Here is a 17349-nt window from a genome sequence, read left to right on the forward strand (position 1 = left end):
TGAAGGATCAGGTGATCTTGCCCAGGAGCACGGCAAACGGCGAGTAAGGATTGACGTAAGGCTCGGCCGGCTTGCGCTCAGGCCGGGGACCGCGGTTGTGCTCGGGCTTGCCACCGGGTTTTTGGCCCGGTTTGCGGTCGCCGCGTTCGTGTCCGCGTTCGTGGCGGGGCTTGCCCTTGTGCGGTGCTTCGCCTTCGGCCTGAACGGGTTTGAACTTGGAACGGTCGGTGCGTTCGGGACGCTTCGGACGAGGCGGACGCGGTTCCAGCGACTTCTGCCGCCAGCCCACGCGTTCCTCCATCACCGGCTCGGCGGTTGCCGCAACCGGGGTTTCCATGACCGTTTCCGTTGAAGCGACGTCAACGGCGGCCTCCATAACGGGCTCGGTAACCGGCTCGGCAGGCGAGGAGGCCTCAGCCTCAACAACAGGCGTTGCAACGGCTTCGGCTTCAACGGCTTCGGCTTCAACGGCCTCAGCCGTTTCGCCCTCAACCACTTCGGTTTCTTTCACGGCTACCGGCGTTTCGGCAACCGCCGGCTTGGCGGTCACAGGGAAGGCCACCGGCGGGGTTTTCACCAAACCCAGGGCCTGCAACAGCTTCTCGCGCTGCTTTTCGTTCAGGCCAAGCGGTGCGAAATCGGCCTCGCGGACATAGGTCGAGCCCTTTTGATAGATGCCGTTGCCGATGATCCGGTCGAGCAGGGCAAGGGTTTTCGTGCTCACCGGGCCATAATCGGCCAGGTCGAGATTGCCCTTCAGGGTCTGGGCATATTGACCTTCGCCGGCGCCGAAGCCGCGCATATAGTGGCGCACCTTCGGCTTGTTGATGTCCGGCATGAACCAGGTGTAGCGGTTGCCGTGAACGCCCAGCGCCTTAAGCGCCGCCTTGTCCTCGGACGACAGTTTTTGGGTATCGTCGCGGCGCAAAACCCCGCCGTTTTCAAACAGTTGGAAGGCGATCGCGCGCACCGGCGCGGTATTGGTTTCGAGATCGGCGGCCTGTTTCAGCTTCCACAGCCACTTCAATTGGCCGGTATTCAGCACCCGCACATAATCGCTCAGCCGCTTCTTGGCGCGTTCGGCCATGGCCGGGTGATCGATCTCGGAGATCAGCTTGATGCGCGGGGCGAACAGCTCGCCGGGCTCGATCCGCGCCACGGTCTCGTTGTTCCAGGTGATCTCGTTGCCCTTGACGCGCAAGGTTTTCGACGCGGCGTTGCCCAAGTCGCGCAGGCGGTCGCGCAGGATCGGCAGGACCGCCCGGTTGGCCGCCTGGCGAAGGGTCTTGCCCTCGATCAGGCTGTCGGTCTGGGCCGTCTTGAACATCAGGCCCTTCAGCTCGCCGACGATATGGCCTTCGATAATGACCTGGCCCTCTGGCGTGACCTCCGGCCGCGGCGCTTCATCGGCATCCAGGGCCTTTAACAGGGCGCTCGTCCGGGTATCGATAAAGCGCTGCATCAGGGCTTCGTGGAGCTTGTCCGACAGGCGTTCTTCGAGGTCGCGGGTGAGCTCGCGCCAATGGTCGTTGCGCGCCAGCCAACCGCCGCGATTGGCGATATAGCTCAAGGTCCGGACGCCGGACAGCCGCGACGACAGCGTGTCGATATCGCCGTCCATCTTGTCGAGATCGTTGATCTGGGTCTGGAACCATTCTTCCGGCACGAAGTGGTCGGCGCTGATCCGGGCCCAGAACAGGAAGCTCACCAGTTTCAGGTGTTCGTCGATGCCGGTATGGCGGAAGTCGGGCAATTGGCAGGCGTCCCACAGGGTGCGCAAACTGACCGGATTTTTGATCTTGGCGACGATCTCCTCGTCCTGGCCGAGCAGGCGCAAAGCCTTTTCGTCCAGGGCTTCCTTGGCCAGGTGCAGGCCAATGGTGTGCGACGGCTGGGTCAGGCTTTTCAGCAGGGCGTCCAGGGTCCCGAACTCGAGTTTATGGTTGCGCCATTGGGCGGCTTCGAGGGGCGCGAAGTCATGGTTTTCCACGGCATGGACCAGGTCTTCGTCCAGGTCGTGGCACTCGCCGGTGACGCCGAACGTGCCGTCATTCATATGGCGGCCGGCGCGGCCGGCGATCTGGCCGATTTCCTGGGCCGTGAGGTGCCGGGTGGTCTTGCCGTCGAACTTGCTCAAACCGGAAAAGGCGACATGGGCTATGTCCATGTTCAGACCCATGCCGATGGCGTCGGTCGCCACCAAAAAGTCGACCTCGCCCTTTTGGAACAGCTCGACCTGGGCGTTGCGCGTCTTGGGGCTGAGGCTGCCCATGACCACGGCGGCGCCGCCGCGTTGGCGGCGGATCAGCTCAGCGATAGCATAGACTTTTTCGGTCGAAAAGGCGACGATGGCGGTGCGTTTCGGCAGGCGGGTCAGCTTCTTCGGGCCGTTATAACTGAGGCTGGACAAGCGTTCCCGCAGCATGACCTCGGCATAGGGGAAGAGGCGGTGGAACAAGGGTGCGAACGTCTTGGCGCCCAGGAAAAGCGTCTCGAAACGCCCGCGGGCATGGAGCAGGCGGTCGGTAAAGACGTGACCGCGTTCGGCATCGCCGCACAGCTGGATTTCGTCGACGGCGAGGAAATCCACCTGTCTTTCCAAGGGCATGGCCTCGACCGTGCAGATGAAATAGGACGGCAGGCGGGGGATGATCTTTTCCTCGCCGGTGATCAAAGCGACGGCATTGACGCCCTTCATGGCGACCACGCGTTCGTAGATTTCGCGCGCCAGCAAGCGCAGCGGCAGGCCCATCATGCCGGTGGCATAGCCGCACATGCGCTCGATGGCATAGTGGGTCTTGCCCGTATTGGTGGGGCCCAGGACGGCCATCAGCTTGGCGTCGCTGGATTCGCGGATGAGCGGGCGGGTAAGGGGGGGATGGCTTTCGGTCACGCTCCTACATAGGGGCGCGGGAGGCATTTGAAAAGGGGATTCACGCGGCAATTGCCGTTGCTGACCTGTTTCTTGCCAGCTCTGTATGCCCCGGTAAACGAGGTGTTACCAGGGTGCGAAACACGGCGGGAACGGAGCGTGACCGAATCACTGACATCACGATCTTCCGCTTCCGTTCACGGCTATATGTGGTAGGCGAGGTAGGGATTAACCATAGGGCGCGCGCCGGGCCAATTGAACGTGAAAACGGCGCGCATACGGGGCGTTAAATGGCTGTTCGTGGGCCTTCTCGCGGGGGTTTGGGCCGGTTTGAGGGGCCTGGAGGTGGCTTAGGCGGCGGTTGGCGCAGGGCGATTTCGGCCGCACTCCGGATAAAAGCGCCCGCGCAGGGGCACTCTCAGGCCAAAGTTTATCCAATTCTGTCCAATTAGCGCCCACCATATCCGGGCAGCTGGCCGCCGCGAAAAAGCTTATGCACGAAAAACTTGACGCGAATTGCTTCTCATTTCGGGCGGGCTTGTGTAAACACGCCTTCGCGTGGCCCCGTAGCTCAGCCGGATAGAGCAAGGCTTTCCTAAAGCAGAGGTCGGGGGTTCGAGTCCCTCCGGGGTCGCCAGCTATCGTTTACGCTGCAAAAAACGGTTGCATAACAAAGCGGGATCGCCTTAATTTGCCGCCCGGGTACACTTATTCGCTGGGGGGCAATGCGATGCGTAAGTCATTACGGGCCAATATCCTATCTTCCGTTATCGTTTCCCTTATCCTGTCGTCGACGGCGACCTTGGCAGACGAACCGGTGGCGCCGCCGCCGGCGAAGATCGAGGTCCGCCCCGTCCCGGACAAGGCGTCGAACTTCGTCCATTGCGACGGCCAACCGAACAAGGAATCGTCCCTGTCGACCGCCGCCCGTATCGTGGCCCTGTCACTGGTGGTCGGGCTGCTTATTCCCATGCCGGAAACGGCCGACGTTTCCAAGCGCATGAAGGGCCAGGACGGCATCAAGGCCTGTGACGCCGCGCTGAACGGCGACGAGAAGGCCCACGACGGCGGCCGCCGCCTGGAACTCATCCTGGGCCGTTCCATCCACCGGATGGAGATCGCTGACTGGCAAGGCGCCATCGACGATCTGCACACCCTGCCGGCCGACCAGCCCGAGCTGACCGGGACCCGCGCCTATCGCCAGAGCCTGGGCCAAACCGCCGCCTATCTGGAAGGCATTGCCCTGGTGGCCAAGGGCGACACCGACGGCGCTGTCGCCATGGGCTACCGGATCGCCGACGACGCGCCCTACGACGCCTATTCGATCCAGCTCGCCTACCGCCTGCTCCTGCTTCAGGACGGCTACACCCCGGAAAAGAAGCAGATCCTGGATCAAATGGTCCGCATCAACCCGAAACAGGCCACCGCCCGGGCGTCGGCGCGCGCTTTTGCCGGTGATTTTGCCGGCGCCGCCGACGACTATGCCGCCTATAACGACCTGCTGGCGACCCTTCCGGAAACGCAGGTCTATGTCATGCAGGCCCTGGGGGCGACCAGCTACCGCCTGGCCGGCAATGCGGCGAAGGCCGAGGAACTGATGACGGCGGCCAAACTCAAGGCCGACAGCGACGCCACCGACGGCAAACGTGGCGACCTGGTCGACAGTTTCCACGAAATCAGTGACTTTTACGATATCGTCGCCGCCCTTGATGCCGGCCAATCGGTGCGCGCCCGCAACATGTTTTCGGCCCACAGCCATTGGCGCAATATCGGTTACGCCTATGTCGCCGAGCTGGCCAGGCGCCTGCAAACCGTCGGCACGCCGGAAGAACAGGCCATGAGCCCGATCCAGACGCCCGACCAGGTGGTCTCCGAATTCAAGAAAACGATCGTGGCGGCTATCACCTCGAAGGGCGACAAGGACAATCAGTATTGGAGCTACTTCATCCCGGCCAATGGCGATGCGGCCTATGCGAGACTGTCGACCGCGGTATGGAACACCAAGCGTTCGCCCTATATCGTCAAGACGAAGGTCGCCGCCATGGACAGCCAATATGTCTCGACCTCGGGGGCGGGCGTCAGCATCCCGTGCGGCTATGCGATGTACATGCACCTGGCCGTGACCGCCAAGGCCCAGGGCAAGACCGGCTTTATGATGATGCCGGGACAAAAGAACCTGTGCGAAGGCTTTTTCCGCATCGGCAATGCGGACGATAAAGGCATGGTCGCGCCGTTTATGATGAATGCCGACCAGGTGATCGCCGATCTTGGGACGTATTTTCCGAAGCCGGTAGAGTAGGCGGCGGGCAGGGGGCAGAAAGTCATATCCCGAGACATCGCCGAGGGGGCAGGGTGCGTTGACCGTCGCGGCCATTGCCGCCGGACACGGCCCGCCTATCCGGATCGCCTTAAAATACGGGTGGCAATTTCATTGGCGCGCCTATGAACAAACGCAAAAGAGTTTGGTTTAAGCCACTGGGGCTGCCGTCGCAGGGGGCCATGCTGCGCTCTCTGCTAAGCCAAAAGCCCGTTGAACGCTCGGAAGACTTTCTGGCGCCGTGCACATGGCAAGGGTGGCTGATCACCGCCGTCGCCGGCGCGCTGGCTTTCGGCACGGCAAAACTGGCTTTGTACCTCTATCCCATCAAGCCGGACTATGGCCTTATGGCATGGGCAGGCTTCGCGGTGATTATTTTGCTCTTCATGCATGTCGCCAATACGTTTTCCAACCACCCGTGATGGGGATGGGCCGCAGGTCATCAATTTTTGAGGTCCCCACCCATTGTTTATTTCAAACGAACGCAGCCGATTAGTTCGACAATTGGCATGGCATCACCGAAATCTGAAGGGACGATTTGAGAGTTTGAGTGTGCGACTGCGTTGACGCAGGTAAATGGATACGTATCGCATCCAAACTCGCGTCTGAAGGCGATTGCCGAAAGCGGTGATGTGCACTATCAAAGTAAGCGGCGTGTTGTCATCATCATAGAGGGGCGGCTTCGTGAAAGATACTGATTATCCCGTTCTTTTTCGCACAGCGGACAATGCGTCCAATTTAGCTCAACGGCATTTTTTCCGGGGCGTGCTTGGGCAGTTTGCCCTACTGTTCCTTTCAGGTGTCGTGGCATTGGGGCCCGGCACGTCTGCTCTTGTCTTGTCTACCTACGCTGGATTGATCTTAACCTCCACCCTTCTGCTCGCGTTCGTGTCGATTACTAAGCCGGAGAAGGATTGGTACGGATGCCGAGCGTTGGCGGAATCATTCAAAACGCTGACTTGGCGCTTCATGATGAATGCCGAGCCATTTTCGTTCGACCTGCCAATAAAAGAGGTGCGCCAAGCTTTCGGCGTAAGGTGCAGAGCGGTTTTGGACGACAACGCTCATGTTCGCCAAGCTATAAGCCGACATTCAATGGAGGGAGAGCAGATCACTAAGGCGATGCTGGATGCCAGGAATCTCAACCTCAAGGACCGGTTGGGCTACTACCTCACCCATCGGATCGAAGAGCAAAAGAAATGGTACCTAGCTAAGGCGAAGGCCAACCGCAGTAAATTCAACGGTCATGTGTGGCTCATCATCGTCATTCAATTAGCGGCTGTCGCAATGGCATTGTTTCGGATCAACTTTAGTAGCTATCTGACCATTTGGCCGACGGAGCCTGCCCTCGTCGTTGCGTCGGCGTTGATAGGCTGGGTTCAAATAAAGAAGTTCAATGAGTTGTCGTCCGCCTATTCGTTGACCGCCCACGAGATCGGTCTGATTCAGACGCGCTCAGATGCCATCCAGACCGAAAAGGACTTTTCGGATTTCGTTAACGATGCTGAGTTGGCTTTTTCCCGCGAGCATACGCAGTGGGTTGCCAGGCAAAGCAGCTGAAGAGGCCTTTGGAAGGTTACCGCGGAAATGAATATTCCGGAAGTTTTTCTCTGATCTTACGTTTGTAGTTGAGGAGGAAAAGGTAATCATTGGAGGTGGACTTTTTCTTGAACTCTTTGAAGTGCTCCCATGGCAGATCTATTATGGCTCGGATGGCGCGTCGTCCGTGCCCTTAGCCAAGTTATCGCCTTTCTACCCATGCTGCCGGTGGGTGTCGGCGACATTCGAAAATCTCGAACGGGCTGGTATTGACGTCACTGTGCATCCTTGAATTCAAGCGATAGCTGCGGAGGCAGGCGAACGGTCAAGGGGGCATGCGGTTTACGTGCTACGGGGCCGGGGAAGTCGGATTTCGCCATCGACCAGATCGCGGCGGTCTCACCCGTCAAGCCTGAAGTGGCGCGCTCACCGCCGGAATACAGGTCCATACTATATAGGTAGTGGGGTGAGAGGACGTTTGTGGCATTACGGAAATCGGGCAAACAAATCTCTGAGAAATTCGGCCGGACCTGATTGCCGTTCTGGACCAATCGTAATCTGGTTGACGGAAGCAAGACCGTTAGTTATTTTTAGACCTGGCGTTTATATTGCATTTATCGGTTGTAAAAATGTAAAAAAAAGATACCAGTAAGCGGCAAACAGGGGATTCCAGCAAGTCGAATGCGTAAAAAATTCAACAGACCGTTTGTCTTTATTTCGCATGCTTCGGCGGACAATGCACGTATACGGCCGGTTTTAATAGCGCTGTTGGACGCGGGATTGCCGATATGGTTCGACAAGCCGTACCTTTCTTCAATAAATTTGGATAAGACACTATTTGAAGGAATAATTGGGCATGGGGATAGATTTGGGGACAAAATTAATGAGGCGATTTCATCAGCCTGCGCGTTCATTGTGTTCCCTTCAGCTCACGCGCGTAAATCATTGTATGTTGCAAAGGAATGCGGTTTCGCACAATCACAGAAAGGGCAGCGTGGAGACGATTTTCTTCTTTATTCGGCGATTTTAAATAGCCGAGATATTGTTCATGAGCAGCAATTTACAAACGGTATAAGTGCATTTTCTGTAACGGTTTCGGCTGCTGACAAAGGACGCTATCAACTTACTTCCCAAGGCGTCGAAAATGTAGAACTCCTCATCACTGCACTTAAATCTCACATCGAGAAGTTTTCAGTCAAAGCCGCTGTCCGCGTACCTCAGGGAACTTCGGATGGTGATTATGATACTCCGTATCTGGCGGATCGCGCCGTACAACGTGACGCTGCTTTGGCGGCATTTAGCAATGTGTCTCGCCCGCCGGTATTTGTTATCTACGGGCCTGCAAACGAGGCAGTTCAGCGTTTCACGACTGTCAACTTTCCGCGCCGAATTGTCGCCTCCCAACCCATATTTCGCCACAGTGGCACCACTGCAAGCGTGATATTTCTGCGATGGCCGATGATTGCAAACAAAGAGAAGGTGCAATTCCAACTATGCATGGCTCATAATATACTGGAGCACTTGCAATCAGCCCGCCAAATTGACAGCGTGGAAGATTGGAATTCACTGCCTATATTAAAAAATAACATTTTACAGTCTTTGAAAGCTGACGATACTACGCGTTTGATAGTGTCAAGAATTAATTCTGAAGACTATAGTGTAACCGGAATATTCGATGCGATAGATTCTTGGGCCAATTTCTGGAACGACACCGAATTCGACACAATAAATTCACCGCGACATTTTTTATTAATTCCAGTACTACTTGTTAAGTATCCAAGTTCAAGTAAATCGAAAGGTGGGTGGGTGTCCAGATTTATTAGGAGCGCAATGCATGTGCCAGTTGACTTGTCGCCGGGTAAATTCCGGAAAAATTACTTAAATATAGACTTACATTTTCTGCCGCGACTAAGGCCAATTACGCGTCAATGCGTTTCAGAATGGATTGCAGACGACGATTTATTCAAAACTAAAAGCGAAGGATGGCGTGAAGAGATATCGGAAAAGCTAATGCTTTTGTTTTCCTTGTCCGACAACGGGCGCAATGGGCTGCCCATGCAGGAGTGGGTAAAACTTTCTAGGCCGATACTGCAATCGGCAGGCATTGAATAGAGAATTAATGACACAGAATCTATTTTTTGATTTTTTTCGTGGTAATGGCCAAAAACGAAAAGAACGAGTAGTAATCAAGAATCACGTCATGTCGGATCAGGTGTTGCTTGCGCAAACGGCGCCTGAAGGTTACCGTTTGGGGGGGCTTTCGGGCGGATCAACCATTGCCGCAGTTAATGTCGCACTTGTTTTACGAAGCGCAATCCTTGTTTCGGGGGAGCCGGGTTCTGGAAAGACGCAACTGGCATTTGCTATTGCGCATGAGCTTGGTCGAGACCAACCGCTCAAATTTGTTTGTAAATCTACAAGCAGAGCTCAAGATTTACTTTACACATATGACGCGGTTCAACATTTCAGAGCCAGCCAGGCGAAAGCAGCTGCCGATGTCAGAGAATATATACAATACTCTCCTTTGGGGCTTGCGATACTTTTGGCGCTGCCGCTTAAAGACCGTGTACAATTTCTACCAACCTCAGTTTTCGATACTTCTAAGGATAAGGGGTTGTCAGACAATCGTATTTCAACACTCAAAAGGCTTCGGGCTAAAGAGGCCCAGCAAACGGTAGTCTTAATAGACGAAATTGATAAAGCCCCGCGAGATTTTCCGAATGATTTGCTAGACGAAATTGAAAATCTGACCTTCAAAATACTTGAGTTGGGAGGAATTGAAACGCCGCGTCCAGTATCGGCTTTGCGCCCGATCGTGATAATAACGACAAATTCGGAGAGGCCCCTGCCAGATGCTTTTTTAAGACGCTGCGTATTTACGCATTTGACCTATCCCGCTGGTCCAGAGTTGGAAGAAATATTATCGTCACGCCTAAATGGAGTCTTAGCGGCCGGCTCGCCCCTACTGCGCGATATTAGCGCTTTTTACGAGGCCACTCGGGCTGCGAAAGTACTCGACAAAGATCCGGGTGTCTCAGAATTAATCCAATTTATACAAATTGTTGCTTGCATGGGGGCGGATCCGAATGTCGTCATATCGGGCCAACGCGAGATCATACTACGTGGTATAGGCGTGTTAGCTAAATCCCAAAATGACGTGGACCGCGTATCAAGCTTGATAATGGGATGGTCGGGAAGACCATAGCATGCATAGGGCTGGGGCGAAGGTAATATTTGATAAATTGGAGAATGAAGGGTTTTTCTTCGGACTCGACATTCGCTTGAGATGCTTGACACTTCTAAGTGAATTGGCGGCGTGTGGGGCGGATATCTCGAATCCAAATATTCTTTCAAGTTATTTGCCTCCGATTTTGGCAACGAACCCGGAGGATTATTTACTAGTCCAGAATATCTTGGGGCGTCTCTCAAGGGCGCAGTTCGAAACCGCGATCGATACCGACGCTGCAATGAAGGAATCTTTGTGGCATCAAATAATGAACGTCTCGCGAGATGTTCCTGCAAATTTTTTCAAAATTTTATCCGTATTTGTGATTGCTACAGCGATAGTAACATTCATCAGTGTAATATTATCGGGATTGAATTTGTATATAGAGAATATAAAGGAAACCCTCTATGAGGAGAACTCAGACCAGATTACGCATGCTCTTAGTTTTTATAGGGTTGGTGACGGTCCTGTTGCTAGCGTAGCTAAAGTCAAATCAGCACTACTAATGACAATTAAATCCTATGGCGACGCGCCAACAGTGCGCGAACTATGGGAAAACCGAGTTTTTGATCAAAAGCCTGAAAATGTCGCTAATCATTTGAATCTAGCTCCGGACAGTCCGATAGATTTGTCGAATGGGGGCCTCGATAAACAACTTCTACAAATCATTTCTACGGGCAATTCTACAGATATTGATTCAGCTGCGATGGAAGTTGCTGACTACGCGACTCATTCTCATGATGCTGCAAGTGAAGGTCTGATATTAGCAGCACTCAGCAAAAAGTCGCCTTCAGGAATATCCCCGTTATTGTGGCTATTGTCAGATACAAAGGAGCATTCTTGGTCGCCAGCGCAAGTGACGCATTGGGTACGCACTCTTGCTCCAAAAGCACAAGAGTTTACGGACCGGCAAATTATTCGATTGTTGCAGGCACAGGCACTTTCTCAAAATAGACAATTGAATATTCAATATCTTGCGCCGTCACAAACGGGTTTTGACGGTCGCCACGGACCTTGGGCATTTCTTCGGCGCGCCGTTCCCGCACTGGGAGCATTCTCCGCAATTTTGGCCGGCATTGCAATGTGGTTGCGTGCGAGCTTAGATTTGAGAGGTTTTTTGGAGCGACGTCGAGCACAACAAAACTCCTCTCTAGTAGATCTTTATTTGCCTTCAAGGAATAGCAGTAATATAAAAAATAAAGCTATTCGTTCGGCAGCACAAGCACTTTTGCAACCTATACATGGGTTTGAAGGGGTTAATATTCAAGATACAGTTAGGGCAACGGCGCGCGCATGTGGACTATTCACACCCATATTACAAAAAGAAAGTAGATATCCATCATATTTATTCTTGATAGATTGCCAGTCAAAATCGGATCATCTCGTCAGGGAACTTCAATCACTTCTGTCTAAACTTAAAAATGAGCAAGTTGACATTATTTCAATGCTTTTCGAAAATTGGCCGGACCGTGTGCGGCCAGATATCGGAATACCTTTGGAGCCATTGTCCGGTGTGGCAGGAAGTGAAAATGAACGTCGATTGGTAGTTATTGGTGACGCTCGAGAGATAATTACCTCCAGCGGTAAAAATAGATTCGTCTGGAAAAATTTAATTCGGCAATGGCAGCGGGCGTCCTTTATTCCATCTATTACTCGCGATCAATGGGGATCGGATGAAGTCGCACTTGCTGGACAAATGGGTCTACCCTTGTCGGATCTTAGTTTGGCGGGAATCGCGGATCTTCCGAACCTGTACGTCTACGAAGATGCAAAACCTCCACAAGCATCCGTAGACAGACTACCAATATGGCGGCGTACAGGCGCTACAGTCTGGTTTGATGTCGATGCTCCTGATGTAGAAGTCCTTTCCACGCTCGACCGCGATCTCTATAGATATCTTGGTTACCATGGCCTTCGATGGTTCAGGGCGTGCGCAATATATCCATCGATACAATGGGATGTAACCCATGCGCTCGGAAGCAGCTTGTTAGATGAAGCGGGGCTTCCAATTAATACCGATTCTCGCTCTGTCATGCTTTCCTCGCTGCCTTGGATGAGGGCGGGAGAGATGCCAGAATGGCTTCGTGAACGTCTGATCAAGAAAATTGACGCCCAAGACGCAACGGTACTTCGAATTCGACTGGCAGATATGCTCGATCAGGTGTCTGACAGCGAAATTGATGGCGGGATGAATGTCAGACTTACCTTTGGACTTGACGGTCGCCATAATGCTTACGCAGATCGTCAATTTGTTCGCTTCGTGACAAGATCTTCGCGCTGGTTCGATGTAACAGCTTTAAAAGCGAGCAAAAAGCTGCAGAATTTACTGGGCGTTTCTATCTGGAAGCGTTTATCGCGACCGAAGCAAGCGCTATGGTTGGTCGGCGGATTGGTGCTGGCGATCGCGACTGCAAATGCACTTCAAGCTTTGGATGGGATGTCACTTTCCCCTGCCTTATTACTCACCTTAGCAATTTGGGCCACAATTGGTGCCTGTAGCCTTGCGCTTTGTAGCCTTGTATTGGGCAAGGCCATCGCAGGTGCCCTTTTTGACTGGGGCCAAGTCGGGTTTCAATTCCTTGCCGACGGCATATGGAACGTTGAACACGCTTTTGTACGTGCCAATGCAGCCAGGGCTAAGAGCGAGGGGGCACGCATGCGGCTGTTCGCTGTTCTGGTGGGCCTGAGTTGTGCTTTTATCATAGTGGCGGTGTTCGCGGGGCGCGCCTCGCTGTCCGGATCATCGGCCCAGATCGCCGCTATGATCGGTGATCCCAACGCTCGTGCGAAAATTGTCGACCGCCATGGTCAACTTTTGGCGGCCGATGTCAACGTGTACAACCTTTTCGTAGATCCCAGCGATATGACGGCGGCCGACAGGCCGTTCGTCCAAATGGCACTAAGTCGAATATTTCCCAATCTGACAGGCGAACAGATCGACAAGGCGTTTAAACCTGGGGTACGAATGTTATTAACCGGCAATCTTACGGCCGCCATGCGCGACCGCATTCTCAACTATGGCCTTCCGGGCGTTAGCTTCGAGCCTCTGCACGTTCGCGACTACCCACTGGGCGTCACTGGCGCTTCGTATATCGGCATGACAAAGCGGTTCGGCGAAGGCATGTCGGGCGCAGAACTCGCTTTGCAGAACCAAATCGTCAGCGGCGCCATCCATGACGAACCCGTGCAGGTAGCCATGGACCTGCGCGTCCAGGGAGTTCTCGAGAACGAATTGCGAGTTGTTGCGCAAGAAAAACATGCGCAGGCTGCCGTCGGTATCATCACCAATGTCCGCACTGGCGAGGTTCTGGCCATGGCATCGTGGCCCGATTTCGATCTGAACCACCCCGGTGCCTACAGCGATGCCATCAAACGCAACCATGCCGCGGTCGACCGCTATGAAGTCGGTTCTATCTTCAAGGTCATCTCGATCGCCAGCGGCCTCGACACCGGCACAGCCTCGCTGAACTCGAACTACGACGTCAGCGAGCCTCTACAGATCGGCAATCGCCAGGTCCGTGACATGCATTCCAAGCACCCAGTCATGACCTTGGAAGACGTTTTCATCCAATCCTCAAATATCGGCACCTCGCGCGTCGCGCTGAATGCCGGTATCGGGCCGATGACTGGATATTACAAAGCCCTGGGCCTATTCCGCTCTGCTGACATCGAACTGGCCGAGTCGGCCTCACCTCTGCTGCCCAGGCAGTGGACCGACGAGGCCGTGGCAAGCAGCGCCTTCGGCCAAGGCATGGCGATCACGCCATTGTCCTACGCCGAAGCGGCCGGCGCAGTCCTGAACGGTGGTTGCCTGCGGCGGCTAACAATCAAGAAGTACGACAGCCGCACACCCCTAGCTTGTGACCGTGTTTTCTCAGTGGTAACGTCGCGGGAAATGCTGGACTTGATGCGCAGCAACGTCTTGAAAGGCACCGGCGGTCGTGCCAACGTTCCGGGTCTACGTGTCGGCGGCAAGACCGGCTCAGCGCAAAAGCCGTCAGCCAATGGTGGTTATGATCCGACAGCCCTGATCTCCTCCTTCGCCGCCGTCTTCCCTACGGACGGACCTATGGACGGTGATCGTTATCTTGTACAGATAATGTTCGACTCGCCGAAAGGCAATAACCTAAATGGTGGCCAATGCTTGGGTGGAGTCGTTGCCGCGCCGGTGGCTGGTCGCGTCATTCATCGAATTGCACCCTTTCTTGGGGTAGAGCGCAAAGAAGACAAAGTTGGTACTGAAGTAACGGATCAAAGTCCCGAATCCGACGGATGCTAGTATAGATTGTAAGGTCTTCGTTAGCAGAATATCAATTGTATGGTCCACGCAACGGTCCTACGCTGCATCTTGTAGATAACCGGTATTCAACTCGCCCACTCATACTTCTTAAACGCCTTCCGCGAGCCGTCGGCGTGATACCGCACAGAAGCGGTCGCTGTATTCACCGCAATAACGCAGCCGGCCGAGTTCATTGTTCACAAGCGCGCCGGCACAATCACCCAGCCCTTGTCCGGCGCCTCGGCATCGATCGCGAAGTCCTATCGCAAACACTTGACGGTATTGTATTCGCTGTCGGTGTGTTGCACCACGCGCTGCAGCACCTTTTCGACATTTGCAGTTTCCTCGATCGATCGGGTTATCGCGAGACAGCGGAGGAGGCGCGCATCTTTTCGGATATCAATCGCGCGCTCAACACGCCGGGCAGTTATTATGCCAGCGGGCAAGGTGGCAGCCGGATCATACTGGCGCCGGCGCAAAGGCGGGCCTATTTTGTTAATCATGGCTAGGGGATCAGGCTGAGCGGGTGAAGCGAAGGAGATTTTGCCATGGCCACGATCTGCAAGACCATCGACACGGCTGCCACGGTTGAGCAGGCGTGGGACGCCGTGCGGGACATGGGCGCTTTGCACACGCGCCTGGTGCCGGGGTTCGTTGTCGACACGAAGCTGGAGCCTGGGGCACGGGTGGTTACCTTCGCCAACGGCATGGTGGCGCGGGAGCCGATCGTTACCCTGGACGATGAGGCCAGGCGGTTGGTGTGGTCTTCGGAGGGCGGGCGGACGACGCACTATAATGCTTCGGCCCAGGTGGTGGCGCATGAAGGCGGGGCGCGGGTGGTGTGGATCGCCGACTTTCTGCCGGATGAGGTCGCGCCGGCTATCGAAGCGGCTATGAGCGCCGGGGCGGAGACTATGAAAAAGGCCCTGGACGGTGTGGCCAGGGGGTGAATGTGGGGGATGACGATGTGGGCGTCGGGTTGAAGAAAGAACCCCACACTCGGCAGCGCCTCGACGTGTCGGGGGGCTTGAGTTGGCGGCGATTGCCGCAAACGGGAAAGTCGGCTTGGTGCCAGTTTTAGTTGACAATGGTCTGTGTGTCGTGCAATTTTGGCGGGCATTCCTGAGTGTGCGTAGTTTGGCGTTTGTTGCATGCGTTTTCACATAGGCTGAGCGGCGCCAATGGGGCCGCCAAACGGGGGCCATCATGACATTTATCCGACTGGCCGCGGCCGGCCTGGCTGCGCTCACCTTGACCGGTTGCGGCAATCTTTTGTCGGTTTATCGCGACGACAGCTTGATCACGCCTTCCGGTCATATCGTCACCATGGACGCCAAGCAGCGCGCCATCTTGTCCAGCCGAACGCGCAAGACCGACAATTTCGGGCGCAAGACCCAGGTTTATCGCCGCTACTGCTCGGAACCGGCGCCCGACGCGTTCGCCGCGCTCAGCATGGGCAGCAGCGGGGATCTGGGGCTGGCCGGATTGAAGAGCCAGGATCCGGAACTTCGCGCGCGCGCCGCCCTGGCGATGAGCGAGACGGCTTCGAGTTTCGAGCGGACTCAGACGGTCAATGTGTTGCGCGAGGCGATGTTCAATACTTGCGAACGCTATCTCAACGGATCGATCGATGAAACGGAATTGATGATCCAGGCGGCGCGCGATCAGCGCATGATCGTGTCCGTCCTGGCCATCGAGCAACTGACCCGTACCGTGCGGCCGCAGCCTGTGGCCTTGATCTCTGGCGGCGCCAGTGCGGTTTACAACGATCCCGAGGCGGTGCAGCGGTGGTATGAGGCGGCACAGGGCGCTGCCGCCAGGGCGGAGGAAGCGAGCCATACGGAGGACACGGCGTATAAGGCTTTGGTAGCGGCCGATCCGAATAAATGCGAAGAAAGCTACTATACGGCGACGGGGCGCACGACGGACGAAAAAGCGGCATGGCTGAAATGCACGACGGCCAAAACGAAAATGACCGATGCCGCCGATGCCCTGCAGAAGGCCAATGCCGAGGTCGTAAAGCTCACCAGTTTGCGGGAAAAATCCGCGCTCGGCATGACGGCGACATCGGGCGCCGGCGGCAACGCGATCGCGGGTAAGTCCGAGCAGATGGCCGATCCGGCGTCGTTGGCCGCTGTCGCCGGCAGCGTCGAACACATTGTCGATGAAACCTTCAATTTCGATGAGTTCGAGATGACGTGTGTGGTACGCCTGCGCCAGGTGAAGCCGACCCTGGTGCCGGCCGATGCGAACACCCATAACTATATCAGGGCTGAAGGTATTGCTAGGATCCTCAATACAGACACCAAGGCTATGGATGCCGCTCAGGCCGACGTCGATGCCTCCCAGAAGCTTGATCAGAAATGCCTGGATTATATCGATATGGTGCACAAGGTTGACGCTTCCAATGCGCAACTCGCGAAATTGCACGCGGACGAAGCGGTGCGGAAAATACAGCTGGAAGTCGTCGGAAACTATCTGGTCGCGGATTTAGCCGGCAGGTGGCCGAAATTGCGCGCGGCCATGGGGAAGGACGGGGAAGCCTGGCCGGCCACCGAGTCCACGATGGCTGAGGCCATCAGCGTTCTCAGCAATGCCACCTCACCTGTGCGCGGAAAGGCCTATGAGTTCGTGTGGTACGGCCCGTCGAGCAGCTGACCTGTAACGAACGGCACCGCACGGGCGGGCGCGGCGGGTGGTCGAAGGCGGTCCGATCGACCGCCGGGGCGCCTCAACCTGTCGTAAAAAATTATTCTGTAGAGTTGAATTTTGCGGTAGCCGGGAGCGCGTTTCTTTGCTTTACTGCACCCCTAGCTTGAATCATCTGGGGGAGAGGCGCGGGTCACCGTACTCGCAATTCGCATCCGCACATCCTGAAATACCAAAAACGTGACGGCTTATGCGGCCGCCGGCGTGCCTGTAGTTTTACGCCTTTGCGGACCCGTATGGCTCGCGAGGACGGTGAAGATGGGTGTTGCCGGGCAACTGCGTCAAGGCGGCGCGGTTTAGCCGTTTGTCAGTAGTTGGGTAGGCGGTCTCCTCCAAGGTGAATTTTGCACTCCAATCCAGCGAAGCCAGGGCGCTTCATCTGCAATATTCTGATCTTATAGAGGGTG

General features: G+C 55.4%; 9 protein-coding genes and 1 tRNA gene. 9 read left to right on the forward strand and 1 reads right to left on the reverse strand.

Annotation, left to right across the window (positions count from 1 at the left end; all coding sequences use genetic code 11):
- Positions 1-7 precede the first annotated feature (7 nt).
- Positions 8-2893 (reverse strand): helicase-related protein, encoded by a 2886-nt coding sequence (locus AC1DX3_RS13990; protein WP_476989925.1) that lies wholly within the window; start codon positions 2891-2893, stop codon positions 8-10.
- A 539-nt stretch (positions 2894-3432) separates the two neighbouring features.
- On the opposite strand from AC1DX3_RS13990, the gene AC1DX3_RS13995 reads away from it, so the two are divergent.
- The 9 genes from AC1DX3_RS13995 (at position 3433) to AC1DX3_RS14035 (ending at position 16891) form a co-directional block, all read left to right on the forward strand.
- Positions 3433-3509: transfer RNA gene (locus AC1DX3_RS13995), tRNA-Arg, on the forward strand.
- A gap of 93 nt (positions 3510-3602) precedes the next feature.
- A complete protein-coding gene (locus AC1DX3_RS14000; protein ID WP_476989926.1) occupies positions 3603-5171 on the forward strand; it encodes a hypothetical protein in 1569 nt (522 codons plus the stop codon).
- Positions 5172-5371: 200 nt separating this feature from the next.
- The gene (locus AC1DX3_RS14005; RefSeq protein WP_476989927.1) at positions 5372-5611 is read left to right on the forward strand and encodes a hypothetical protein; all 240 of its coding nucleotides are present in this window, start codon (positions 5372-5374) and stop codon (positions 5609-5611) included.
- A 262-nt stretch (positions 5612-5873) separates the two neighbouring features.
- A complete protein-coding gene (locus AC1DX3_RS14010; protein WP_476989928.1) occupies positions 5874-6749 on the forward strand; it encodes a DUF4231 domain-containing protein in 876 nt (291 codons plus the stop codon).
- 660 nt (positions 6750-7409) lie between these two features.
- Complete coding sequence (locus AC1DX3_RS14015) at positions 7410-8840, forward strand: toll/interleukin-1 receptor domain-containing protein (protein WP_476989929.1); 1431 nt, start codon at positions 7410-7412, stop codon at positions 8838-8840.
- A gap of 7 nt (positions 8841-8847) precedes the next feature.
- A complete protein-coding gene (locus tag AC1DX3_RS14020) occupies positions 8848-9933 on the forward strand; it encodes an AAA family ATPase (RefSeq protein WP_476989930.1) in 1086 nt (361 codons plus the stop codon).
- Between the two features lies 1 nt (position 9934).
- Positions 9935-14233: a peptidoglycan D,D-transpeptidase FtsI family protein gene (locus tag AC1DX3_RS14025; RefSeq protein WP_476989931.1), complete on the forward strand. Its 4299-nt coding sequence runs from the start codon at positions 9935-9937 to the stop codon at positions 14231-14233.
- Positions 14234-14781: 548 nt separating this feature from the next.
- Positions 14782-15183, forward strand: a complete 402-nt coding sequence (locus AC1DX3_RS14030) for an SRPBCC family protein (protein WP_476989932.1) — start codon at positions 14782-14784, stop codon at positions 15181-15183.
- A gap of 256 nt (positions 15184-15439) precedes the next feature.
- Positions 15440-16891, forward strand: a complete 1452-nt coding sequence (locus AC1DX3_RS14035) for a hypothetical protein (RefSeq protein ID WP_476989933.1) — start codon at positions 15440-15442, stop codon at positions 16889-16891.
- Positions 16892-17349: the final 458 nt, after the last annotated feature.

Source organism: Asticcacaulis sp. P2_B1, from assembly GCF_056404915.1.

Bases quoted from the DNA above. Each gene is read 5' to 3' on its own strand.
- AC1DX3_RS14005 (WP_476989927.1), top strand. From the start codon at position 5,372: ATGCTGCGCTCTCTGCTAAGCCAAAAGCCCGTTGAACGCTCGGAAGAC.
- AC1DX3_RS14025 (WP_476989931.1), top strand. From the start codon at position 9,935: ATGCATAGGGCTGGGGCGAAGGTAATATTTGATAAATTGGAGAATGAA.
- AC1DX3_RS14035 (WP_476989933.1), top strand. From the start codon at position 15,440: ATGACATTTATCCGACTGGCCGCGGCCGGCCTGGCTGCGCTCACCTTG.
- AC1DX3_RS14000 (WP_476989926.1), top strand. From the start codon at position 3,603: ATGCGTAAGTCATTACGGGCCAATATCCTATCTTCCGTTATCGTTTCC.
- AC1DX3_RS14020 (WP_476989930.1), top strand. From the start codon at position 8,848: ATGACACAGAATCTATTTTTTGATTTTTTTCGTGGTAATGGCCAAAAA.
- AC1DX3_RS14015 (WP_476989929.1), top strand. From the start codon at position 7,410: ATGCGTAAAAAATTCAACAGACCGTTTGTCTTTATTTCGCATGCTTCG.
- AC1DX3_RS14030 (WP_476989932.1), top strand. From the start codon at position 14,782: ATGGCCACGATCTGCAAGACCATCGACACGGCTGCCACGGTTGAGCAG.